The organism is uncultured Reyranella sp. (genome assembly GCF_945957355.1).
GTDB lineage: Bacteria > Pseudomonadota > Alphaproteobacteria > Reyranellales > Reyranellaceae > Reyranella.
Map to the genome: position 1 here is coordinate 516904 of NZ_CAMFKM010000001.1, position 22445 is coordinate 539348.

Sequence of the window (22445 nt, forward strand, 5' to 3'; positions counted from 1 at the left end):
TCCTCACAATCAGTTCTTCTGGCGGCGCCACAAGCGATATTGGAGGTGTCTCACTTCCGGCGCATACCATTAGGCTCCGCAAGAGTGGTCAACTTGTTTTCGGAGCAGCAAGTATGAGCCTGAAGAAGAGCTTGTGTGGCGCGCTGGTGGGGAAGCGATAAGAGTTTGCTTCCGGTAGCTCTCTTGTCGCCGCCTATCCAGTATCTTCCAACTGGGGGCCTATTGTCCGATTGCTCCCCCAACAACGAACCACTGATTTCAATGCGGAGCTGATTTAGCGAGCAGCGCCCCGATTACTCGTTACCTCTGACGGTATGTGAACAACGCAAAAGCCGCCCAATTAAGGACGGCCAGTGCGGTATGATGCGGTATTTACGAACGAATTAAGCATAACATGGTTACGCACACTTCGTTCATTATTCGTAGAATAACGCTGCATACAGAGACCAGTATACCCCACCTCTTCATCGCTCTTTCAGGAGGGTGTGGATAGCGGACGCCTCTAGCGACCGTCCTAGACTTGGCGTACACCGTCACAATGCGACCGATACTCCACTGGGTTGTGGCATCTATACCCTCTTTTCTCTTCGGCGTCGGGATCCTATGGACCGGCCAGGTCGAACTTGCTCTCGCCTGGGCGAGAGGTCAGGTCGGAATTGTGCAGGTCTCCCACGCGTACGGATTAAAAGGCCACAGCTCTGCGTACCGTCCTCTAGCGATGGCATTGCGGGCGTACATTCAACAACAGAAGGCATGACCCCGCGCCTCACCAAACAGCAGCGCAAAGTGTTCGACTACATCCGCGCTCATCGCGGCTGCACGACGAAGGACATCATGCTTGGCACGGGAGTCCAATGTCCTAGCGGGCGCGTAACAGAGATTAGGCAAGCACTGGAAGGCTCATCGCTCAAACTCGTGAGCATCGGGCAGAGGAAGTACCCAGGCTCAAAGGCGTTCGAGCGCTACGCGATTGAGGGGACTGTCATGAAGCGCGTAGTGGAGTTCGACAAGGACAGGGGCGTGATGGTGGAGAAGATGGTCGCGGCGTAGGACGAGTAATCGAATAATCAATAATGAGATATGGAAGACATACCAAAGGACAAAGCAAAGAGGTTGCTTCTAAGAAATGCAAACCTTGGCTGGTTCTTTAATCTTTACGATATGTACCGCGAAACTACGGACAAGCCGGATTTCGGGGACTTCATGAGCTGGCTGCGTCTTTAAAAGCTGACTGTATTGTGTATGAAGTACAGCCTTTCGGTCAAAGTTGAAGTCTCGAATATCAGCGTCAGCAAACAGGGTTGGTATATGTTCGACTTCAAATACTTGGTAAACGGCAAGCTCAAAGAACACGGTAACCTTGATGGTAGTTATAGTTCGCAGACCGCAGAACGTTTCCGCCAAGTGCTCAAACGAGGATATGCTGCCCATCTTGTGCTGGAGCGATACGCCTAGCGTCGCAAAATGTATATTGTTGGGCGTAGTCGAAAGAAAAGCCCGCGCCTAAGCGCGAGCCTCTAGTAGTCGTTTGATGTTGTCCTCGATCGTGAGCATTGCTGCCCGTTTCTCATCTCCGTAGGTATGGTGGTCATAGATGGCCTCCACTTCCGACCGCGACGAAATGTGATTGAGCAGCATTTCCTTGATGTGCGGGGCGACACCCCACCTGGCACAGTTCGTCGAGAACGTATGCCTCAGCGTGTGGAGCGACCAGGCCGGGATGTCTCCCGTCAGTTCGTCCAGACGCTTCTTGCATTTTGAGAACCCGCTGAAGTGGGTTTCTTCGTTTCCCTTGGCGGGGAAGTAGAACCCATTTGCCGGAGTGATGTCCGACAGGATCTTCACCGCCATTGGACCGACCGGAAGTATCAGCTCCCGACCGTTCTTCGTCACCTCAGACGGCAACGTTATCGTCTGTCCATTGTGGCTGAACCACGCCGGGCGAAGCCCTGCCATCTCACCCCGCCGAGTACCGCACAGGATGAGAAGTTGGACGATCGTTCCGAACGGGTAGCCAAGTTTCTCAGCCGCACGCCAAATCTTCACCAACTCTTCGTCGGAGAGGACACGTTTCCGAGACGGACGCTTCGGAACTTCGACACCATCGAGCGGATTGTGCTTCAGCAGCCGCCGCCGCACACACCACCGCAGGAAGGTATTTACCACTACAAGGGCGTGCTTCTGTTCGGTCGGCGTACCGACCAGCTTGTCGGTGATGTTCGTGATCGTCTCGAACTCGACATCTCCCAGCCGGGTGTCCCCCAACTTCTTGAGGAAGTGGGTCTCAATGATCCGCGTGTAGTCTTTGACGGTACGGGGCTTGAGGCGGGGAAGTTTCTGCTCCTGGTAGGTCTTCCACGCTTCCTTGAAGAGGACAGTTTTGTCCTTCCCAATGCCGAGCGTCTTCTCAGCCAGCAGCTCTTTGGCTTTGGTCCGTGCCTGGGCCAATGAGATGATGCCGAACCGTCCAAGACCTTGCCGACGGCGATTGTTCTTCTTCCCAGTGAGGAGAAAGAACGCCTTGGTGCCCTTCTGACTTACGCGGAGGCCGAACCCCGCAAGAGCGTCGTCGAAGTAATCGACTTGACCTTGCGGCGGCGGAGCCAGCGACCGCAGCGCCATGTCGGTAAATAAAAGGTTCGCCATAGGTACATCCAATCTCCGTGGCACCACGGTTCTCGGTGTTCACCCATGTACGAAAGCAAGACAATTGCGAGAGGAAGCGTGCGGACGCAATGGTTCGCCACGTTCACTATGTTCCACGTTCACTTTTTGGAAGATGGCGTCCCCGAGAGGAACGGATGCTTAGAAGAACACGGATGTAGACAGGACGGTATTTATTGGGATACTCGGCCGATATATACCCCTATTTTCTACTCCTATTCACGTTCGCATGGTCAGCCGCTACATCAAGCTCCAGCACAATCGATATTGGGCCCGCTTCCAGGTGCCGCGTGACGTTCGCGAGGCTCTCGGAAAGTCTGAGGAGTGGGTGAACCTGCATACAGACGACAGGAAGCTGGCTGAAGCGCGTGCGCCGCGGGCGGCCAGCGACTTTCGGGCGCGAGTACTTGAGGCTCGGGGCCGCGCGGGAACGGTGGAAGCAGACGCCCTCATGTGGCGCAGGCAGATTGAGAACGAGCCTTCGGAACCCGGCAGCGTGAGCGTAGCGCCGGAAGTGGCCGTACTGCTGGCGGCAGATCGCTACGTACGCGGCGGCCGGCAAGCAGTCCTGCGAGCCGCCGACCTGTATCACGAGGGCAACGAAGTCGAGGCGCTGGCGGCGATGGGGGGCCCTCAGGCGCGGACGTTCATCGACATCGCCATCAGAGGGCTGAAGCCCCTGCGCCCATTTGTTGACCCTTGGTTCACTCGCAGGCGCTCCGAAGTCGAACCGAAAACCGCCGCGATGGACCGCACGTCAGTTGAGCGGTTCATCGAAGCCTTCCCCCTCACCGCCAAGGTGACCAAGGTGGCGGTGAGCGACTGGGCACAACGGCGCAAGACAGACGACAACCTCTCGCCGACTACGGTGCAGCGAGAGATGTCAGGCATCCGGTCCTTCTGGGGCTACCTTAAAGAGCGCGGGGAGGTGCCGGACGACGGTCCTGATCCCTTCGGCGGCCTCCGGTTCAGGGTTCGCCAGAAGGACACCGTAAGGGCCAAGCGCGTAGGGTTTACTGCGGCAGAGGTCGCGGCTCTCTTCAAGGTTGCCCGGGAACAGGGTGACGAAGAGTTGGCCGACCTCATCGCCCTGGCAGCCTTTACCGGCGCCCGACGCGAGGAGCTGTGTGCGCTGAAGGTGGAGGACGTTCGGGACGGCCGGCTGAGGATCGCGGACACGAAGACCGAGGCCGGCGCTCGCGAGGTACCCCTTCATCCGCATCTGAAGCCCGTGGTCGCCCGCCTAGTTGCACGGCAGAAAGGCGGCTTCCTCTTGGCCGGCCTTGACGGCAACAAGTACGGCAAGCGCGGAGACGGTATCGGCAAACGCTTTACTCGGCTGAAGGACTCGCTTGGGCATGACAAGACCAAGGTCTTTCACAGCATTCGTCACACGGTCGTGCACCTCCTTGAGTCGGCCGGCACTCCAGAGAACCTCACGGCGGACATTGTAGGGCACAAGAAGCGCACCATGACCTATGGCCTGTACTCCGGCCGTGGGGCAACGCAGGGATTGCTTGGCGGGGCCATCAGGAAGTTGAGCTACCCTCCACCGCTCGGTGAAAAAGGCAAGCAGCACCGGAAGGTCAGCAACAAAAGTTTGAGAGGCCACCGATAGGGTCAAGCTGCGCGTGGTTCCCCCCCGTACACCACCCGTGCCTTGAGCAACCATCAAGCAAGATGCACAGTGCCATCGGTGGTTTTTCGCTGTCGCACAAGAACAGTACTGGGAGAGGCGTTCATGAGAAGGTGTTGGGCCTTGGTCGGTTTGGTTGGCCTCCTGCTGGCGCAGTCCGCGAGTTCTCAAGGCTACATGAGCGGCGTCCTTCTCCACAAACTCTGCACAAGCTCAGCCCCCAAGGACAAGGACACTTGTCACGCATACATCTTGGGCGTGATTGATACGGTCGTAGCTGAAGAGAAGGAACTCAAACGCAACCTGGTGTGCATGCCGCCGGCGCTGGATGCCCAGAAGGCCGTCGATGTCGCGATCAGGTACCTGCAACAAAACCCTGCGGAGCGCCCTTACGTCGCCGCAACAACGGTATCTGTCGCACTTTTCGAAGCCTACCCCTGCAGGAAGAGGTAACCAACCTCATCCCCAGCCGGCTTCATACCCTGCCGAAGACCGTAACATTTACAGCAACGTCCGATGCGGTTAACGTAACGCCCATCGGATGGGAGTAGCCACGATGGCGACAGGCAGGCACATTGCGTATTACCGGGTTTCCACGGCGCGACAGGGCAGGAGCGGGCTTGGTCTCGACGCACAACGGGAAGCGGTGCGGGAGTACCTGAACGGCGGGCGATGGAGGCTTGTCGAGGAAGTCACTGAGATCGAATCGGGGAAGCGGAACGACCGCCCCGAGCTGGCCCGCGCCCTTGCCGCCTGCCGCCTGCACAACGCCACGCTGATCATCGCGAAGCTTGACCGACTTGCTCGCAATGTCGCCTTCATCGCGAACCTCATGGACAGCGGTGTGGATTTCGTCGCCGTCGACATGCCGCAGGCCAACCGCTTCACCATTCACGTGCTGGCCGCCATGGCGGAGCACGAGGCCGTCGCAATCTCGACCCGCACCAAGGCAGCACTGGCACGCGCCAAGGCACGCGGCACGAAGTTGGGCGGGGACCGCGGCAACCTCGCTCATGTGGCCATGGCCGGCGCGAAGGCCAGCGTGATGGCGCGACAGGCCAGAGCGGCGGCACGAGCACGCGACCTTGAGGCGGTGATTGCAGACCTTCGCCAGCATGGGCAAACCTCTCTTCGCCAGCTGGCTGCAGGCCTCAATAAGCGGGAGATTCCCGCACCCCGAGGAGGGTCGTGGCAGGCGGCACAGGTCGCCCGAGCCCTGCGGCAGATGACGGCGTAGCGGCGTAGACCCTCGTTGCCCCCTGAACAACATCTGGTAACCGGACAGCAGCCGGGATCAATTCAGCCGAATGCCTCGTACAGGGGCTAGGGACTCCACTGAGCACATCTCGAAATTCTGGCGGGAGTACGTAGCGGTTCGTCGGCGACCTTCTGGTGAGTCCCACAAGCCCTGTAAAGACCATGCCGATTAGGGCCCCCTTTAGCCCCAACAGAAGCGTTCGCCGGCCGGCCCACGGATTCAGCGACGACGGACACAACATGTAGTGCAGAGCGCGTGAAGTGAGTGCGGGCACCAACAAGGAGCCCCCATGAACTACGTGCGCCAAGTGACGGACCTCGACACCGGAAAGAAGACCTGGCTTGACCTGGGCGATCATCGCCCGTTGTCGGAAGTTGCGAAGGACTTGGGCGTCGGACCCCGCCGGCTCCGCGACGCTCTGGCCCACATGGGCATGCTCTCTCGCGAGTGGGACGACCGCTCGCAACAGCACCGCTTCCGACTGACGCCCGGCGCTGTAGCGTCTGGACTTGGCATCCGGCATGACAACAAGGGCTTCCAGTACGACCCCGACCGCACCCCGTTCGATGTCCTTTCGCCAGTGGGCATTGAGTACGTCAGGGACCACCTGCCCGCCACGCTTACCGCGCTCTCTGAGCTGCCCGAGGACGCCCGCGCCGCCCTCACTGCGCTTGGGGCATTCGCCGCCCGGCAGAACACGGGAATGACGCCCGAGATGCGGGTCTGCTGGCTGACGTGCCGTTACCCGGACATGGGCCCTTCCCAAATAGCGCAGGGCCTCGGCATCAGCGAGACGCTGGTTCACCGCTACCGCGCCCGCAGGGGCCGGCAGATTCGGGATGCAGAAATGGCGGCAGCCTTCGCGCCGGCATGGCGACCGCCATCCGAGGGGCCGACCGAGGCGCAACTAGCCGAAGTGGTGACCGCCGGAGCGATGGCCGCCAAGTACCATCTGGGCGGTGTTGAGCCCTAGAGTAATAGTGATGTCCTCCGTGGGGGCCGTGGTGATCCATGGTCCCCCGGGCGTTCACGTAGGGAGCCGCCCAAGCAACTTGAGATCGCACACGCGCGTGTCTTTCTATCTGTTTGTATTCGTCCAGCTACTGGCGGGGCTTCCCTTGGCCCAAGGAATTGGGCACGGTCCCTGACAGGGGGAGAAAATGGCAAGCGCACGCGAGGGAGCTGAAAAGAACGCCGTTGGCGCCTTCGTTGCCCGTTGGAAGACCAGTGGCGGCGCTGAGAGAGCGAACTATACCTCTTTCCTGACAGAACTCTGTGGGGTCCTGGGGCTGGAGCCGCCTCATCCGACGACCGGAGAGCAGGACCGGGACGAGTATGTTTTCGAGCGGTCGGTGACCTTCCATCACCCTGACGGCTCGACCTCCACCGGACGGATCGACCTCTACAAGCGCAACGCCTTCGTGCTGGAAGCCAAGCAGGGCATTGAAGCCGAGACCCCCGCGCTATTCGATCTCACACCTCCGAGTGAGTCGCCCTCCCGGCGAAAGTCAGCAGCGGTCCGCGGCAGCAAGCGCTGGAGCGATCTCATGCTACGGGCACGTGGACAGGCGGAAGGCTACGCCAAGGCACTGCCCAAAGAAGAAGGGTGGCCGCCCTTCTTGGTCGTTTGCGACGTGGGTCATTGCTTCGAGCTGTTTGCGGACTTCTCGGGGACAGGCAAGCACTACGTCCAGTTTCCCGACGCGAATGGCTTCCGTATCCCCATCGAAGCACTGACCGACCCCGACATCCGTGACCGCCTGTGTCGCGTCTGGACCGATCCGCACTCCTTGGACCCCGCGCATGTCACCGCCAAGGTAACGCGAGAGGTCGCCGCCTATCTGGCGGAGCTGGCGAAGTCGCTGGAGTCAGCAGGCCACGCTCCGGCCAGCGTCAGCCGGTTCTTGACACGGTGCCTGTTCACAATGTTCGCGCAAAGCGTCGGATTGCTGCCGGGCCAAACGGCGTTCTCCGATCTGTTGGAGGACATGCGCGGCACTCCAGAGAGTTTCAAGCCGATGGCGGAAGACCTCTGGCGAGCCATGGACCGTGGGGCCTTCTCGACGGCGCTGCGCGGCGATCTGCGACGGTTCAACGGCGGCCTCTTCGCGGCAGATACCCCGGGCGGAATCGAAGCCTTACCTGTAGACGGGATGCAGCTCGGTCTGTTGATCGACGCCGCACGACACGACTGGTCACAGGTCGAGCCAGCCATCTTTGGAACCTTGCTGGAGAGGGCCCTGGACCGCGAAGAACGCGGCCGGCTGGGGGCACACTTCACGCCACGTACATATGTCGAGCGGCTGGTGCTGCCGACGATCATGGAGCCCATCCGCGAACAGTGGGAAGCGTCCAAGGCGGCAGCCATGCAGAAGGCCGCGGCCGACGATCTGGAGGCGGCGAGAGCCGAGGTCCGATCCTTCCATAAGCGCCTCTGCGAGCTGCGCATTCTCGACCCCGCCTGTGGTTCGGGGAACTTCCTCTACGTCACTCTGGAGCACATGAAGCGACTGGAGGGGGAAGTCATAGATCTGCTGAGGGAGCTCGGCGAAGATACGCGGCAGGGCAAGCTGGGTGGAACGGGCTTTTCCGTCGACCCCCACCAGTTTCTTGGCATTGAACTGAACCCGCGGGCGCAGGTCGTGGCAGAGCTGGTCCTTTGGATCGGCTACCTGCAATGGCACTATCGAACGCACGGCAAGACCGCGCCAGCCGAGCCCATCTTGCGCAACTTCCGCAACATCGAGTGCCGCGATGCCTTGTTGGTTCACGATGGCGAAGAGATCGTGCGCGACGGACAGGGCCATCCGCAAAGCGTCTGGGACGGCAAGACATACAAAACCCATCCGGTGACGGGCGAGGCGGTACCCGACGATTCGGCAAGGATCGAAATCACGCGTTTCCTCGCCCCCAAGGCCGCCACGTGGCCCGCGGCGGACTTCATCATCGGCAATCCGCCCTTCGTTGCAGGCAAGGATTTCCGGGCGGAGTTCGGCAGAGGCAAAGCGGAAGCGCTCTGGAAGGCCTATCCCGAACTGCCCCAAGCGGCCGACATCGTCATGTACTGGTGGCACAAGGCCGCGGACCTCGTGGCGCGTGGCAAGGCACAACGCTTCGGCTTCATAACGACCAACTCAATGCACCAGGTCTTCGCACGTCGCGTAGTACAGGCCGCACTGACTGCCCGAAACCCGGTGTCGATCGTCTTCGCCATTCCTGATCACCCGTGGGTCGATGGAGCAGGCAACGCAGCCGTGCGCATCGCGATGACGGTAGTGGATGCGGGCAAGCATGACGGCCGTCTGCTATCCGTAGTCAACGAAGAGCCCGGACAAGATGGAGAGTCCATCGTTACGCTGGCGGAACAGAACGGGCCAATTCTCGCCGACCTCCGGATCGGCGCAGACGTCGCCAGCGCTACTCCACTACTGTCGAACGACGCTGTCTGCAGCCCCGGAGTGAAACTTCACGGTGCCGGATTCATCGTGACCGCAGCTCAAGCAGAGATGCTTGGCTTGGGCAAAACGCCCGGCCTCGAAAACGTGATCCGGCCTTACCGGAATGGTCGGGACCTAACGTCGAGACCACGCGGTGTGCTTGCAATTGATCTGTTTGGCTACGATGAGCAAGAAGTACGAGAACGTCATTCGGCAATTTGGCAGTACCTTCGAGACGCGGTGCACGATGCACGAAGCGGTAGAGCCGATGGTGGCGCGGATGCCGCGCAGTACGCACGCAATTGGTGGCTCTTCGGGAAAACGAGGCCCGAGCTCCGGAAGGCCTTGAAGGGGTTACCTCGCTATATCGCCACTGCGGAAACATCTAAACACAGGACCTTTCAGTTCCTCGACGCCACAACGCTGCCAGACAACATGCTGATATGCATTGCCCTCGACGATGCTTACTTTTTGGGAATTCTTTCGAGTCGCATCCATGTGAGTTGGGCGTTGCAAGCCGGTGGCCGGCTCGGGGTCGGCAACGATCCTCGGTACAACAAGACCGTTTGTTTCGACCCTTTTCCGTTTCCCGTACCTACCCCACCGATACAGGCCCGCATTCGTAGCCTAGCGGAGGAGCTAGACCGCCACCGCAAGGTGCGGCTTGCCACTAATCCGCAGCTTACGCTGACAGGGCTCTACAACGTGATGGAGATCGAGCGAGCCGGCCTGCCGCTGGATGCTGATGCCCGGTTCATCCATGCAGAGGGGCAAGTTGCCATCCTTCGAGCCCTGCACGACGACCTAGATACAGCGGTCGCCGAGGCCTACGGCTGGCCGGCAAATCTGCCGACAGAGGGCATTCTGGCACGACTGAGTGGCCTTAACCGCGCTCGGTCCGAAGCCGAGGCACGCGGAGAAGTCCTGTGGCTCAGGCCGGAATTCCAGTCTGCAGTAGTGCGCAAAGCGAAGGCTGCGCAACTGGACCTCACGGCACCAAAGATGGCCAAGCAGCGCAGCGCATGGCCTGCCGAGCTTACCGAGCAAGTGCTTTCGGTTCGGAGGGTACTCGCCACTGAAGGTCGCCCACTGGATGTGGCCGCGGTGGCCAAGCGTTACCAGCGTGCACCGAAAGCCCGCGTCGAGTCGACGCTGGCGGCGCTGGCTGCGTTGGGCCATGTGCGCGTGCTTGGTGATGGCAGGTTCGCGACGGTCCGGTGACGGCGTTGCTTGGCTCAATTCCAACGCACATCGCAAGCTGGCCGCTCGCAGTCGGGGGCATAATCTATATGGCCGCTCCTAGAAAAGTGCACATTGAACGGCGCTACTACATCTACGGCGTGCTACTCGCGCTGGCCTCCTTCACCTATGCAGCAGCACTCTCCGCCCTATACGACCCCCGGAATCCAGCAGAGTTCTGGAAGTTTGCGGGGCTGTTCCTCGGCCCCACACTGGTTGCCATTGGCTGGATCGTGACAAATGAAGTCAACATCCGGAACTCCCGAAAGCAGCACACGATCAACCTCATCATGCAGTACTTCACCAACGCCCAGCGCGTCGCGGACAAGGATGCGGTGAACAAGGCCCTACCCTATCCCCGGGTGCTGGATGCTGGCTCGAAGGACTTTGACGACACGGATGACGACCTGCTTCGCTCGGTAGCACGCGAGCTCAACTACTTCGACTTCCTCGCATCCAGCGTCCTGCATCGCGAGATTGACGAACAACTCCTGTGTCGAGTGTTCCGCACGATCATTCGGCACCACTGCGTGCAACTCCGGCCCTACATCGAACACTGGCGCAAGAAAGACCCCGCCTATTGGGAGGACTTGCTGGCCCTCGACCAGCGGTGGGGGAAGGAGCCGCTGTGAACTTCAGCCGCCGATAATCCCGAGCCTGGCAGACACGCACGCCCCGGGGCACGACTAGTTTGCCAAGACGCAGTACCGTCATTGGTGTAAGCTTTATTTACCCGCATTCGGATCCGTTGGAACGCTCAAGCGATGCTCGCGATACAGCCCCCAAACATCGAGTCTGAACTAAGCTACGCTTACCTTCACGCAGTCGCGTCGAGGGCAGGAGCATCGTGCCTCCCTTTGACCCGGCATCATGACAACAGCGGCATAGACGCCCAGATCACCAGCTGGGGTCCCTTTCCGGCGGGATCGTACTTCAAAGAAGTAGATGTAAGAGTTCAACTGAAAGCCACCATCGCAACACCAAGCACCTCAAATGGCTATATCTCCTACTTCGTAAACGGAGTTGATCATTACAATGATCTGAGAGCGCACACGCTGGCAGTGCCTCGGATTCTGGTGGTTCTGTTCCTTGCGCCGGATGAGGCAGAGTGGCTTGCTCACACGCCGCAAAATCTCATGATGAAGCGTTGCGCTTATTGGGTGAGCCTGCGAGACGCCCCGGCCACGGCCAATAGATCGGGAACAACCGTCTACATTCCAGAGAGCCAGCATTTCAGCCCACTGGAATTGAAAGCGCTGTTGGACCGGTTAGCGAATCGCGATGTTCCAGTTTATGTGAGCCCGCCGTGACCTCCGCTTTCATCGTCAGCGCCGTTAACCTGCGCGACTATGCAAAATCACGTGGATGGCTGCAGCGCGAAGACGCCGTGGCGGATCGCCTCTATATCCTCAGTCACCCGTCGCACGAGTCGCGTGAGCTCGTCTTTCCAATCGACGACAACGTCCCAGACAGTGCAGAAACAGTTATGCTTGCCGCGCAAAAGCTCGCGGCGCTGGAGAACCGTGAACTCTCTTCGCTCATTCAAGATACGGAAGAGATTAGAGACGATACATTCAAGTTCCATATCTTGGGTGACAGTATCAGTGAGCAGGCGATTCCCTTGGTATTCGCGACCGCGGCAATGGCTGGCGCAGAGCAGATGCTTCTCTCTGCTGCAAGTACTGTACTGAAGCCGCAGCAACACCATCCACGGCTCGGCCGAGCCGAAGCGCAGCAACTGCTTCATGCAGCTAATTTCCGACAGACCGATAGAGGCAGTTTTGTGCTCAAGGTCTCTTGCCGTGTTACTGCCCTGAGCGTCGAGACGCCTTTGTTCCATGACGAAATTGCACTGCCTTTCGTTCGGAAGACCACCCTGCTAGCAACTGCGGCGATTAACTCACTCGTCCAGGCAATCGAAGCGGATACGCTCGATAGGCTCGTCGAAACGACATTGGCCAGTTCGGCGCCGATGCTTTCATCCAATATTTGCGAGGCACTGACAAAATTCTACGACGAGTCGTTGCAGAACAGCCTTCAGATCCAAACTTCCTGGTCTCCAAACGCACCGATGCCGAAGGGTGTTTCAAGCGCTCCTAGTGTGATCCGGGTTCAGCGAGAGTATTTTTCCCGCATCGAAGAAGTGAGGGTTGCCCTTAAATCAGGCTCACCGATTCACGAGGGGACATTCATCGGGACGGTCGAAGAACTAGATGGAGACGTCGGCGAGGACGGGCGGCGATATGGCCTCGTTACCTTATTCTTGCTTCTCCACGAGACAGACCAAATTGTGACGGCGAGAATCTTTCTCGACCCCGATCAATATGCGACCGCCCATCAAGCTCACATGGCTGAAGGGGCCTATGTCTCGGTGACTGGAAAGCTGCAATCGAAAAGACAGCCATACGTTTTCACTGAAGTTTCAGACTTTAGCTTGGTTCCCAAGAGCACAAGAAGCCGCTAAAGCGGACGTACTCGACTTCATCGGACTACTCCTAAATCCTACTCCTAATCGAGTATCTCCGATAAATGAATTAGCCAATAACTTCGGGCTTCTTTGTAGATTTAAGGATGATGGCGTCCCCGAGAGGATTCGAACCTCCGACCTCCGGTTTAGGAAACCGCTGCTCTATCCGGCTGAGCTACGGGGACACGCTGTTTCTACACTTTGCGGCGGTCCGATGAGGACTGCCGGTGGGGGTCTGAGCTGCCCCTCTGTTGCCTAGGCCGCTCTTGTAGCACGGCAGCGGGATCGACCGGCAAGGCCGGAAATTTGCCTGCGGGCGCCGGAGCGCTTCGGTCGCCTCAGCGCTTGCGGACGAACTCGGCGCGCAGGACCAGGCCCTTGATCGTGTCGTGGCGGCAGTCGATCTCCTGGGCGTCGCCGGTCAGGCGGATGGACTTGATCACCGTGCCGCGCGGCAGGGTCTGGTTGGCACCCTTGACCTTGAGATCCTTGACCAGCAGGACGCTGTCGCCGTCGGCCAGCAGGTTGCCGACCGAATCGCGCACCTCGACGACACTCGCAGCGGCTTCGGCGGCAGCCTTCTTCGCGGCGGCTTCGGCCGCGGGGATCCACTCGCCGCTGGCCTCGTCGTAGACATAGTCGTCGTCGCTGCCGGCCATCTTCGTTTCCGCTCCTGAAAAGTGAGCGTGCGCTCTACAGGCCGGAAACGGCCGTCGCAACCCGACGCATTGCCTCACCTGAAAAGGTCGCCTGTTGGGCCTCAGGCCAACGACGCCAGCCGCGCGGCGTGGCGGTTGTGCTCGGCCACGGTGCGTTCCAGGTCGATCGTCACGATCCGGCCGTCGCGCACGACCGGGCGGCCGGCGACCACCGTGTGACGTGCGGTCTGCGGGGCGCAGAAGAGCGTGGCGGCGACGGGATCGGCGAGCGCACCGGCATAGCCAAGGCTGTTGAGATCGAGGGCGAAGAAATCGCATTGCTTGCCGGCGGCCAGCGATCCGATGTCGTCGCGCCCCAGCAGCGCGGCGCCGCCCAGGGTGGCGAGTTCGAGCGCCTGGCGGGCGGTCATCCATTCGTCGTCGCGGCTCGGATCCGAGGTCGAGAGCGTGGTGTCGGGGCCTTCGGGCGGGCGGAGGCCGATCTGCAGGCGGGCCAGCAGCATCGCCTGCCGCACCTCGCCCAACATGTGGTTGCCGTCGTTGCTGGCCGAGCCGTCGACGCCAATGCCGACCTTCACGCCAGCGCGGCGATACTTCATCACTGGCGCGATGCCCGAGGCCAGCCGCATGTTCGAGCAGGGGCAATGGCAGGCGCCGATGCCTGAGCGGGCGAACTCGAGGATCTCGGCATCGTTCACGTGGATGGCATGGGCATACCAGACGTCGTCGCCGGCCCAGCCGACCGAGCGCATGTACTCGACGGGACGCATGCCCCAGCGCTGCAAGGTGTAGCGCTCCTCGTCGAGCGTTTCGCAGAGATGCGTATGCAGGCGGATGCCGCTCCTGCGGCCGAGCGATGCCGACTGGCGCAGCAGTTCGGGCGTCACCGAGAAGGGCGAGCACGGCGCCAGCACGATCTGCGTCATCGAACCCGGCGTTGCATCGTGGTAGCGGCCGATGACCCTCTCGCAATCCTTCAGGATGTCGTCCTCGTCCTCGACGCAGGAATCCGGTGGCAGGCCGCCCTTCGACTGACCGAGCGACATCGAGCCGCGCGAGACGGCGAAGCGGATGCCGATCTCTTTCGCCGCCGCGATCTGATCGTCGACCGCACAGCCGTTGCGGAAGACATAGGCATGGTCGAACACGGTCGTGCAGCCCGAAAGCGCGAGCTCGGCGCAGCCCACGAGCGTGGCCGTCCGGCTGGCCTCCGGCGTGCGCGCCGCCCACAGGCGGTAATGAGCCTGTAGCCAGCGGAAGAGATTGTTGTTCTGCGCCGCCGGCAGGGCGCGCGTCAGGGTCTGGTCGAGATGATGATGGCCGTTGATGAGCCCCGGCAACACGATGTGGTTCGTCAGGTCCATGACCGTGTCGGCCGTCGTGGGTAACGAAGCGCTGGGACCGACGTTCCGGATGACCCCGTCCACCGCATAGAGCCCGCTGTCGGCGAGTTCGCGGCGCTGGTCGTCCATCGTGACGACGTGCGCGTTCTTCACCAAGAGCGTCGCCATCTTCCAGCCTCCCCCCACAGCGGATCGCGCCTGTCGCTCAATCTGACTTAGTGCATGGCCCGGTTTGTTGCCAGCCGGAAGGGCCCGTACTACCGTCGCCCGAATATTGGTAATGCAGGGCAGTAGCATGATTCGGTGCGTACGGATTTGGACAGGCGAAGACCAGAACTCCCATGTCGAGGAAGGCTGGATCGACCTGAAGCCGGGTGCGCACGGCGACCTGCTCAGCGGCAAGATCGACGTCACCAGCGCATCGCTGCAGGAGACCGAGCCCGGCGGCACCTATGCCTGGCACACCGCGCCGGTCCGCCAGCTCGTCGTCACCCTGAGCGGCACCCTGGATTTCAGCACGCGCGGCGGCCAGCACTTCGTCCTCGCCCCCGGCGACATCCTGCTGGCCGAGGACACGACCGGTGGCGGCCACACCTGGAGGCTGGTCGACGACCAGCCCTGGCGCCGCCTCTACGTCGTCCTTGGCAAGGATGCGCCGGTACCGTTCAAGCGCGCCACCCCGGCAGACCGCCGCTAGGAGAGTTCGATGGCAGACAATCATTCCGGCAACTTCGACGTCGTCCTGGTCGGCGCCGGCATCATGAGCATGACGCTGGCCACCTTCCTCAAGGAGCTGCAGCCTCATCTCAAGGTCCACATCGTGGAGCGGCTCGAGGGCGAGGCGCAGGAAAGCTCGGGCCCGTGGAACAATGCCGGCACCGGCCATGCCGCCAACTGCGAACTGAACTACACGCCGCAGCGCCCCGACGGCAGCGTCGACATCTCCAAGGCGCTGGAGGTCAATGTCGAGTTCGACATGTCGCGGCAGTTCTGGTCGTACCTGGTCAGGAAGGGCGCGATCGAGGCGGCGCATTCGTTCATTCATCCCGTGCCGCACATGAGCTTCGTGATCGGTGCCGACCGCCAGGCCTTCCTGAACAAGCGCCACGCGGCGATGAGCGCCCATCACTGTTACCGCGGCATGGAATATTCCGAGGACCACAAGCAGATCGCCGAATGGGCGCCGCTGATCATGGAAGGCCGCGATCCCGCGCAGCCCGTCGCCGCCACGCGCATGGTGACGGGCGCCGACGTGAACTACGGCATGCTCACCACGAACCTGCTGAATTACCTCCGCCGTCAGGATGGCTTCTCGATCGAGTTCTCCCAGCAGGTCACCGGCCTCAATCGCCGCCCGGATGGCGGCTGGACGCTCGACGTCAAGGACGAGAAGGGCCACGGCAAGAAGACGATCGGCGCCCGCTACGTCTTCCTCGGCGCCGGCGGCGCGGCGCTGACCCTGCTGCAGAAGTCGGGCATCCCCGAAGCCGACGGCTTCGCCGGCTTCCCGGTGAGCGGCATCTGGCTGCGCTCGGGCAAGCAGGAGATCGCCACACGCCACATGGCGAAGGTCTACGGCATGGCGGCGACCGGATCGCCGCCGATGTCGGTACCCCATCTCGACACGCGCTATGTCGACGGCAAGCGCTGGCTGCTGTTCGGGCCCTATGCCGGCTTCTCCACCAAGTTCCTGAAGCACGGCTCGATGTTCGACCTGCCGCTGTCGCTGCGGCCGGACAATCTGCTGCAGCTGCTCGCCGTGGCGCGGGACAATCTCCCGCTCGAGGAATACCTGGTCGGCCAGGTTCTGCAGACGAAGGCCCATCGATTCGAGGCCTTGCGCGAATTCTATCCCAACCTCGACGAGAAGGACTGGGAGTTCGACGTCGCGGGGCAGCGCGTCCAGATCATCCGCAAGGACGTGGCCCGTACCGGCAAGCTCGAGTTCGGCACCGAGATCGTGCACTCGGCCGATTCCTCGATCGTGGCCCTGCTCGGCGCTTCGCCCGGCGCCTCGACCGCCGTCTGGATCATGGTCCACATGCTGGAGAACTGCTTCCACGAGCAGCTGGTCGGCCACTGGAAACCCAAGCTCAAGGAGATGATCCCCTCCTACGGCCAGGACCTGAAGACGGACGCCGCGCTGGTCGAGCGCGTGCGCAAGGACACCGCCGAGGTGCTGGGCCTCCACACGGTCTGATGACCGAGCCGCGGGCCCCGCTCACCGAGACCCTCGACGTCCTGCTGCGGTTCGGCGCGCTGATGCTGCGCGCCGGCGACACTGCCTTCAGGGTGCGCGATGCCATGCACCGCCTGGCCCAAGCGCTCGGCATCGAGCGGCTCGAGGTCGAGCAGTCGACCGTCGGCCTGAGCGCGACGGTGTGGACCGGCGGCGAGGCCACGACACTGGCCCGCGAGATCGGTCCGCCCGGCGTCGATGCGTCGAGGATCGCCGCCCTGGAATCGCTGTCGCTGCGCGCCGCCCCCCACCTCGACACGGCGACGCTGAAAGCCGAACTCGACGGGATCGAAAAGGCGGCTCCGTTGCACGGGCTGTTGCCGGTCGCGCTCTCGATGGCGGTCGCCTCGACGGCCTTCTCCTACCTCAACGGCGGCGACCTGCTGGCGACCGGTGCGGCGGCGGTCAGCGGCGGCATCGGCCAGGCGGCCCGGACGCTGCTGTCGCGCCAGGGCTTCAACCAGTTCGCCATGACCGCGCTGTGCGCCGTGCTGGCGTCCGGCCTCTACTGTCTGATCGTGATCGGCTTCGGCGTGCATGTCTTCGCCTTCGCCCACGCGATCGGCTTCATCTCGTCGGTGCTGTTCCTGGTGCCGGGCTTCCCCTTGGTTGCCGCGCTGCTCGACCTGACGCAGCACCAGACCCAGGCCGGCCTGACTCGCCTGTTCTATGGCATGCTGCTGACGTTGAGCGCCGCCTGCGGCATGTCGGTGGTGGCGATGCTGGCCGGCCTCGCGCCGGCGCCGGCCGCGCCGCCACCTGGCGCGATCGAACCGGTCGCCGTGCTGGGACGGGCGCTCGCCTGCTTCGCCGGCGGCTACGGCTACGGCATCCTGTTCAACAACCCGCATCGCACGGTTCTCGCGGTGGCGATGCTGTCGATGGTCGGCAACGAGGTGCGGCTCGGCCTGCACGATCTCGGTCTCGCCCTGCCCCAGGCGACATTCTTCGGCGCGCTGGCCGTCGGGTTGGGCGCCTCGCTGGTGCGCCGCCGCCTCCACGCGCCACGCATCGCGCTGACGGTGCCCAGCATCATCATGATGACACCCGGGCTGTTCGCCTTCCAGACGATCGTGTTCCTGAACCAGGGTAGGGCGCTGTCGGCCGTCGAGGCCGCCGCGACCTGTGGCTTTGCGGTCGGCGGCATGGCGATGGGTTTGGTCGCCTCCCGCTTCCTCACCGAGCGCCAGTGGCGCTACGAGCGCTAGCGCCCTCCGTCGGCTTCGCCTACTCCGTCGCGACGTACGGGTGCACCATCTTCGACGGATCGACGACCTTGTCGAACTCGGCCTCGGTCACGAATTCGAGCTTCAGCGCGGCTTCCTTCAGGGTGAGGTCGTGGTCGATCGCGTAGTGGGCGATCTTCGAGGCCTTGTCGTAGCCGATCACCGGCGCCAGCGCCGTCACCAGCATCAGCGAGCGGTCGACATATTCCTTGATCTTCTTGAGGTTGGGCTGGGTGCCCTCCACCAGGAACTTGCGGAAGTTGGCGCAGCCGTCGGTCATCAGCGTGATCGAGTGCGTGATGTTGTAGATCATCAGCGGCTTGTAGACGTTCATCTCGAGATAGCCGCTGGCGCCGCCGAAGCCGACCGCCACGTCGTTGGCCATGACCTGGACCGCGATCATGGTCAGCGCCTCGGCCTGGGTCGGATTGACCTTGCCCGGCATGATCGAGGAGCCCGGCTCGTTTTCCGGGATGTGCAGCTCGGCGAAGCCGGCGCGCGGGCCGCAGGACATCAGGCGGATGTCGTTGCCGATCTTGTAGAGCGAGACCGCGAGCGTACGGAACGCGCCCGAGAGCTGCACCAGCGCATCGTGCGCGCCCTGCACGGTGAACTTGTTCGGCGCCGTCACGAACGGCAGCCCGGTCAACTTGGCGATTTCCGCCGCCGCCGCCACGTCAAAGCCGGGGGCCGCGTTGATGCCGGTCCCGACCGCCGTGCCGCCCAGCGCCAGGCGATAGACGCCCTTCAGCGCATCTTCGATCCTCTCGATATTGTCGGCCAGCATGCCGGCATAGCCCGACCATTCCTGACCGAGCGTGATCGGCGTCGCATCCTGCATGTGGGTGCGGCCGATCTTGACGATGTCCTGCCACTCCTTCGCCTTGGCGTCGATCGCGTCGTGCAGAGCCTTCAGCGACGGCAGCAGCCGCTCCTTCGTGTTCACCGCAGCGGCGATGTACATGACCGACGGGAACGAATCGTTGGACGATTGCGACATGTTGACGTGATCGTTGGGATGCACCGGCTTCTTCGAGCCGAGCGGCGTGCCCGCGAGCTGGCAGCAGCGGTTCGAGATCACCTCGTTCACGTTCATGTTGAACTGCGTGCCGCTGCCGGTCATCCAGACGTGAAGCGGGAACATGTCGTGATGCTGGCCGGCCAGTATCTCGTCGCAGGTCTCGAGGATCAGCCTGTGCGCCGTGTCGTCGAGCCGCTTGCCGGCGTGGTTGGCGTTCGCGCAGGCCTTTTTCAGGGTCGCATAGGCGGTGATCATCTCGCGCGGCATCAGGTCCTTGCCGATGCTGAAATGCTCGAGCGACCTTTGCGTCTGCGCGCCCCAGAGCTTGTCGGCCGGAACGCTGACCTCACCGAGGCTGTCTGTCTCTTTGCGAACATCTGCCACGAAGCACCTCTCCGGTATGAGCCCGGACACTAGCCCAACCACCCCCGCGCCGTCAGTCGTCGGATGTCCGCGATCTCCGCAGGGATTTGACGGTGCCGTGACGCTTCTTGTCGTCGACACGCCGGCGCTTGGCAGCGCGGCTCACCTTGGTCTTCACGCGCGGTGCGGGCTTGTGGGTGGCCTCGCGGATCAGTTCGACCAGACGGGCGAGCGCCTCCTCGCGATTGCGCAGCTGGCTGCGATGGCCCTGGGCCACTAGCACCAGCACGCCGTCGCGCGTCAGGCGCCGGCCTGCCAGGCGTTCCAGCCGATGCCGCACATCCTCGGGCAGTGACGGCGAATGGCGGACGTCGAAGCGCAGCTGCACCGCCGTCGACGTCGTGTTGACGTGCTGGCCGCCGGGACCGGCGGCACGCACGAAGCTTTCCTGGATCTCGTCCGGGTCGATCGCCAGCGAGCCGGTTACCCGGATCGGGGCCGCCCCGTCCTGCGTCATTCCTTGCCGCCGGCCTTGCGCAGCATCGCCTCGATGGATCCGCGGTTGTTTTGCTTGGCGTAACCCAGCGCGCTGCGGCCTGTGAAGTCGCGCGAGTTGGGCTCGGCCTTCTTCTCGAGCAGGAGCCGCACGATCTCGGCGTAGCCACGCCCCGAGGCGATCATCAGCGCCGTCTGGCCCTGGCGATTCTGTCCGCGCGTGCTGGCGTTGCGCCGAAGCAGGATATCGGCGATCTCGACATCGCCCTTTTCGGCGGCGCGCATCAGCGCCGTGTAGCCTTCGCGGTCCGTCGCGTCGGGCACGGCACCGCCCTTGAGCAAGGTCTCGACCACCGGGATGTGTCCGGCCCGGACCGCGACGATCAGCAGCGGCTGGCCGTTGTTGGCGGTCTGGTTCGGACTCTCCTGCTTCAGCAGGGCCTGCCGTACCTTCTCCTCGTCGCCCTCGATCACCGCCCGCACGATCTGCTTCTGGCCCAACAGGTCGGAACTCGATGCCTGCGCGAAGGCCGCGCCGGCCGGGATGACCATCGAGAGAGAGAGAAACGCCCGTCGAATCATGTGCTGCTCCGGGTTTCCTGATAGCGGACCTCGATCCGGTCCCAGATCTGCGCCTCCAGCGAGACACCGTCGAAACGGTTGATCTGCTGCAGGCCGGTCGGCGAGGTAACGTTGATCTCGGTGAGATAGTCGCCGATCACATCGATGCCGACGAAGATCAGGCCCCGTCTCGCGAGCTCCGGGCCGATGGTCTCGCACAGTTCGATGTCGCGCCGGGTCAGCGAGGCCTTCACCGCCTTGCCGCCGACATGCATGTTGGAGCGCGCCTCGCCCGCCGCCGGCACACGGTCGATGGCGCCGACCGCCTTGCCGTCGATCAGGATGATGCGCTTGTCGCCCTTGCGCACCTCCGGAAGATAGCGCTGGGCGATCACCGGCTCGCGGCTGCGCTGCGAGAACATCTCGAGCAGCGATGCGAAGTTCTCGTCGTCGGGGCGAACGCGGAAAACGCCGGCACCGCCATTGCCGAACAACGGCTTCAGGATGATGTCCTGGTGCTCGTCGCGGAACTCGCGCAGCGCGCGCGCATCGGCCGTGATCAGGGTCGGCGGCATCACATTGTCGAAATGCGTGACGAACAGCTTCTCCGGCGCGTTGCGCACGCTGGCGGGGTCGTTCACCACCAGGGTCTTCGGATGGATGTGCTCGAGCAGATGCGTCGTCGTGATGTACGACATGTCGAACGGCGGGTCCTGCCGCAGCAGCACGACGTCGACGGTCGAAAGATCGATCATCTCGGGCGCGCCCAGGGTGAAGTGATTGCCCTTCTCGCGGCGCAGCTTCATCGGCTGCGCGCGGGCCATCACCTTGCGGTCGCGGAAGATCAGGTCGGGCGGCGTGTAGTGCCACACCGTGTAGCCGCGCTTCTCGGCTTCGAGGCCCAGCACGAAGGTCGAATCGCCGTCGATGTCGATCGTCGATACATGGTCCATCTGGATGGCGACGTTGAGCTTCATGGTGGAATCCTGACTGGCGGGCTCGGGGCTGAGATCGGCTGGTTTCAGTTAAGGCCGCGGCGCAGTTCCTGCAACAGGGCCTGCGCGCGCCGGCGGAGGTCGGCATCGCCGTCGAGTTCGAGAATGCGTTCATAGGCCGCGATGGCCGCGCGCCTCTTGTCGAGGCGCGCGTTGAGCTGACCGGCTTCGAACAGCAGCTCGATCCGGTCCGGCGCGATCGCCAGCATCCGGTCGAGCGAGCGCGCCGCTCCCGCCCAGTCCTCGCGTTTGGCGAGGCGCAGCCGCACGTTGTTCTCGAGCCGCAGCAGCACGTCGCGGTCGGACACGGCATCGAAATGCGCCGGCGCGAGTTCGGCGTCGGGGCCCAGGACCTGCCGCAGAAGCCTGCGCAGATCCGCGGCTTCGCGCACGGCCCCCTCGTGGAACGGATCGACGACATGCCGCGCGCCGTCGATGCCGATGCGGATCAGGAAATGGCCGGGGAACGCCAGCCCTTCGGCCTCCCAGCCCTGGGCGCGTGCGACGTGCAGGTAGAGGATCGACAGTGCGACGGGCAAGCCCTTGCGGCGCTCGATGACCCGCACGAGATCGGCGTTCTGCAAGTCGTCGTAGGTCTCGCCGTCGCCGCGATAGGCGTAGGAGCGGGCGATCACCTCGGACAGCGCTTCTGGCGTCGCCCCGCGGCGATGCACCAGGTCCGCAAGGTCGTCGGTCATCGCCGTCACATGCTGGCGGAACGGCGCAAGCTCGGCCGGCGCGCCGCGGCCGAGGACACTCAGCAGGAAGCCCGCCTCCAGCAGGTCGATCCGCTCGCCGTCGCCGGCGCAGAGATCCTTCAGTCGAGCGAGATCATCCGCCAC

The 22445-nt window shown here is 62.6% G+C and carries 21 protein-coding genes and 1 tRNA gene; 13 read left to right on the top strand and 9 right to left on the bottom strand.

The features are described 5' to 3' along the window. Window positions 1-753: 753 nt before the first annotated feature. Window positions 754-1050 (top strand): hypothetical protein, encoded by a 297-nt coding sequence (locus Q0Q48_RS02490; RefSeq protein WP_295133395.1) that lies wholly within the window; start codon window positions 754-756, stop codon window positions 1048-1050. A 192-nt stretch (window positions 1051-1242) separates the two neighbouring features. Beyond that, complete coding sequence (locus Q0Q48_RS02495) at window positions 1243-1455, top strand: hypothetical protein (RefSeq protein WP_295133398.1); 213 nt, start codon at window positions 1243-1245, stop codon at window positions 1453-1455. 48 nt (window positions 1456-1503) lie between these two features. On the opposite strand, the gene Q0Q48_RS02500 is transcribed toward Q0Q48_RS02495, so the two are convergent. Continuing rightward, window positions 1504-2646 carry a tyrosine-type recombinase/integrase gene (locus Q0Q48_RS02500; protein ID WP_295133400.1) on the bottom strand — a complete coding sequence of 381 codons (1143 nt, stop codon included), beginning with the start codon at window positions 2644-2646 and terminating at the stop codon, window positions 1504-1506. A 247-nt stretch (window positions 2647-2893) separates the two neighbouring features. On the opposite strand from Q0Q48_RS02500, the gene Q0Q48_RS02505 reads away from it, so the two are divergent. The 8 genes from Q0Q48_RS02505 to Q0Q48_RS02540 all read left to right on the top strand — a co-directional run bounded on the left by Q0Q48_RS02505 (window position 2894) and on the right by Q0Q48_RS02540 (window position 12698). Beyond that, window positions 2894-4282 carry a tyrosine-type recombinase/integrase gene (locus Q0Q48_RS02505; RefSeq protein WP_295133404.1) on the top strand — a complete coding sequence of 463 codons (1389 nt, stop codon included), beginning with the start codon at window positions 2894-2896 and terminating at the stop codon, window positions 4280-4282. A 195-nt stretch (window positions 4283-4477) separates the two neighbouring features. Beyond that, a complete protein-coding gene (locus tag Q0Q48_RS02510) occupies window positions 4478-4753 on the top strand; it encodes a Rap1a/Tai family immunity protein (RefSeq protein ID WP_295133407.1) in 276 nt (91 codons plus the stop codon). A gap of 103 nt (window positions 4754-4856) precedes the next feature. Continuing rightward, window positions 4857-5537, top strand: coding sequence for a recombinase family protein (locus tag Q0Q48_RS02515; RefSeq protein ID WP_295133410.1), 681 nt, complete (start codon window positions 4857-4859; stop codon window positions 5535-5537). A 310-nt stretch (window positions 5538-5847) separates the two neighbouring features. After that, entirely contained in the window at window positions 5848-6531 is a 684-nt protein-coding gene (locus Q0Q48_RS02520) for a hypothetical protein (protein ID WP_295133413.1), read from the top strand. 187 nt (window positions 6532-6718) lie between these two features. Further along, window positions 6719-10216 (top strand): DNA methyltransferase, encoded by a 3498-nt coding sequence (locus tag Q0Q48_RS02525; RefSeq protein ID WP_295133415.1) that lies wholly within the window; start codon window positions 6719-6721, stop codon window positions 10214-10216. Beyond that, on the top strand, window positions 10213-10866 hold the full coding sequence (locus Q0Q48_RS02530) for a DUF4760 domain-containing protein (protein ID WP_295133418.1): 654 nt from the start codon (window positions 10213-10215) through the stop codon (window positions 10864-10866). The genes Q0Q48_RS02525 and Q0Q48_RS02530 overlap by 4 nt, the downstream gene beginning before the upstream one ends. Before the next feature lie 132 nt (window positions 10867-10998). Next, the gene (locus Q0Q48_RS02535) at window positions 10999-11544 is read left to right on the top strand and encodes a DUF4365 domain-containing protein (RefSeq protein WP_295133421.1); all 546 of its coding nucleotides are present in this window, start codon (window positions 10999-11001) and stop codon (window positions 11542-11544) included. Beyond that, on the top strand, window positions 11541-12698 hold the full coding sequence (locus tag Q0Q48_RS02540; protein ID WP_295133424.1) for a hypothetical protein: 1158 nt from the start codon (window positions 11541-11543) through the stop codon (window positions 12696-12698). The genes Q0Q48_RS02535 and Q0Q48_RS02540 overlap by 4 nt, the downstream gene beginning before the upstream one ends. A gap of 111 nt (window positions 12699-12809) precedes the next feature. Here the strand turns inward: Q0Q48_RS02540 and Q0Q48_RS02545 are convergent. The 3 genes from Q0Q48_RS02545 to Q0Q48_RS02555 form a co-directional block, all read right to left on the bottom strand. Further along, window positions 12810-12886: transfer RNA gene (locus Q0Q48_RS02545), tRNA-Arg, on the bottom strand. Window positions 12887-13039: 153 nt separating this feature from the next. After that, window positions 13040-13360, bottom strand: a complete 321-nt coding sequence (locus tag Q0Q48_RS02550; protein WP_295133426.1) for an alkylphosphonate utilization protein — start codon at window positions 13358-13360, stop codon at window positions 13040-13042. A 101-nt stretch (window positions 13361-13461) separates the two neighbouring features. Further along, complete coding sequence (locus tag Q0Q48_RS02555) at window positions 13462-14871, bottom strand: 8-oxoguanine deaminase (RefSeq protein WP_295133429.1); 1410 nt, start codon at window positions 14869-14871, stop codon at window positions 13462-13464. 127 nt (window positions 14872-14998) lie between these two features. Between Q0Q48_RS02555 and Q0Q48_RS02560 the strand changes: the two genes are divergently transcribed. From Q0Q48_RS02560 to Q0Q48_RS02570, 3 genes are read left to right on the top strand one after another with little or no spacing between them, the layout of a single operon-like run. Next, window positions 14999-15400 (top strand): cupin domain-containing protein, encoded by a 402-nt coding sequence (locus Q0Q48_RS02560; protein WP_295133433.1) that lies wholly within the window; start codon window positions 14999-15001, stop codon window positions 15398-15400. Window positions 15401-15409: 9 nt separating this feature from the next. Further along, window positions 15410-16903: a malate dehydrogenase (quinone) gene (mqo, locus tag Q0Q48_RS02565; protein WP_295133436.1), complete on the top strand. Its 1494-nt coding sequence runs from the start codon at window positions 15410-15412 to the stop codon at window positions 16901-16903. After that, window positions 16903-18150, top strand: coding sequence for a threonine/serine exporter ThrE family protein (locus tag Q0Q48_RS02570; protein WP_295133439.1), 1248 nt, complete (start codon window positions 16903-16905; stop codon window positions 18148-18150). Before mqo ends, Q0Q48_RS02570 begins: the two co-directional genes overlap by 1 nt. 19 nt (window positions 18151-18169) lie before the next feature. Here the strand turns inward: Q0Q48_RS02570 and fumC are convergent, their stop codons facing one another. Genes fumC through Q0Q48_RS02595 form a run of 5 tightly spaced genes read right to left on the bottom strand, consistent with a single transcriptional unit; the run spans window position 18170 to window position 22445 of the window. Next, the gene (gene fumC, locus Q0Q48_RS02575; protein WP_295133442.1) at window positions 18170-19573 is read right to left on the bottom strand and encodes a class II fumarate hydratase; all 1404 of its coding nucleotides are present in this window, start codon (window positions 19571-19573) and stop codon (window positions 18170-18172) included. A 52-nt stretch (window positions 19574-19625) separates the two neighbouring features. Next, window positions 19626-20069 (bottom strand): alternative ribosome rescue aminoacyl-tRNA hydrolase ArfB, encoded by a 444-nt coding sequence (gene arfB / locus Q0Q48_RS02580; RefSeq protein WP_295133445.1) that lies wholly within the window; start codon window positions 20067-20069, stop codon window positions 19626-19628. Continuing rightward, the gene (locus tag Q0Q48_RS02585) at window positions 20066-20629 is read right to left on the bottom strand and encodes an ankyrin repeat domain-containing protein (protein ID WP_295133448.1); all 564 of its coding nucleotides are present in this window, start codon (window positions 20627-20629) and stop codon (window positions 20066-20068) included. Before Q0Q48_RS02585 ends, arfB begins: the two co-directional genes overlap by 4 nt. After that, entirely contained in the window at window positions 20626-21585 is a 960-nt protein-coding gene (gene gshB / locus Q0Q48_RS02590) for a glutathione synthase (RefSeq protein WP_295133451.1), read from the bottom strand. The genes Q0Q48_RS02585 and gshB overlap by 4 nt, the downstream gene beginning before the upstream one ends. A 44-nt stretch (window positions 21586-21629) precedes the next feature. Further along, entirely contained in the window at window positions 21630-22445 is an 816-nt protein-coding gene (locus tag Q0Q48_RS02595) for a SirB1 family protein (RefSeq protein WP_295133456.1), read from the bottom strand.

Bases quoted from the DNA above. Each gene is read 5' to 3' on its own strand.
- Q0Q48_RS02490 (WP_295133395.1), top strand. From the start codon at position 754: ATGACCCCGCGCCTCACCAAACAGCAGCGCAAAGTGTTCGACTACATC.
- Q0Q48_RS02495 (WP_295133398.1), top strand. From the start codon at position 1,243: ATGAAGTACAGCCTTTCGGTCAAAGTTGAAGTCTCGAATATCAGCGTC.
- Q0Q48_RS02500 (WP_295133400.1), bottom strand. From the start codon at position 2,646: ATGGCGAACCTTTTATTTACCGACATGGCGCTGCGGTCGCTGGCTCCG.
- Q0Q48_RS02505 (WP_295133404.1), top strand. From the start codon at position 2,894: ATGGTCAGCCGCTACATCAAGCTCCAGCACAATCGATATTGGGCCCGC.
- Q0Q48_RS02510 (WP_295133407.1), top strand. From the start codon at position 4,478: ATGAGCGGCGTCCTTCTCCACAAACTCTGCACAAGCTCAGCCCCCAAG.
- Q0Q48_RS02515 (WP_295133410.1), top strand. From the start codon at position 4,857: ATGGCGACAGGCAGGCACATTGCGTATTACCGGGTTTCCACGGCGCGA.
- Q0Q48_RS02520 (WP_295133413.1), top strand. From the start codon at position 5,848: ATGAACTACGTGCGCCAAGTGACGGACCTCGACACCGGAAAGAAGACC.
- Q0Q48_RS02525 (WP_295133415.1), top strand. From the start codon at position 6,719: ATGGCAAGCGCACGCGAGGGAGCTGAAAAGAACGCCGTTGGCGCCTTC.
- Q0Q48_RS02535 (WP_295133421.1), top strand. From the start codon at position 10,999: ATGCTCGCGATACAGCCCCCAAACATCGAGTCTGAACTAAGCTACGCT.
- Q0Q48_RS02550 (WP_295133426.1), bottom strand. From the start codon at position 13,360: ATGGCCGGCAGCGACGACGACTATGTCTACGACGAGGCCAGCGGCGAG.
- Q0Q48_RS02555 (WP_295133429.1), bottom strand. From the start codon at position 14,871: ATGGCGACGCTCTTGGTGAAGAACGCGCACGTCGTCACGATGGACGAC.
- Q0Q48_RS02560 (WP_295133433.1), top strand. From the start codon at position 14,999: ATGATTCGGTGCGTACGGATTTGGACAGGCGAAGACCAGAACTCCCAT.
- mqo (WP_295133436.1), top strand. From the start codon at position 15,410: ATGGCAGACAATCATTCCGGCAACTTCGACGTCGTCCTGGTCGGCGCC.
- Q0Q48_RS02570 (WP_295133439.1), top strand. From the start codon at position 16,903: ATGACCGAGCCGCGGGCCCCGCTCACCGAGACCCTCGACGTCCTGCTG.
- arfB (WP_295133445.1), bottom strand. From the start codon at position 20,069: ATGACGCAGGACGGGGCGGCCCCGATCCGGGTAACCGGCTCGCTGGCG.
- Q0Q48_RS02585 (WP_295133448.1), bottom strand. From the start codon at position 20,629: ATGATTCGACGGGCGTTTCTCTCTCTCTCGATGGTCATCCCGGCCGGC.
- gshB (WP_295133451.1), bottom strand. From the start codon at position 21,585: ATGAAGCTCAACGTCGCCATCCAGATGGACCATGTATCGACGATCGAC.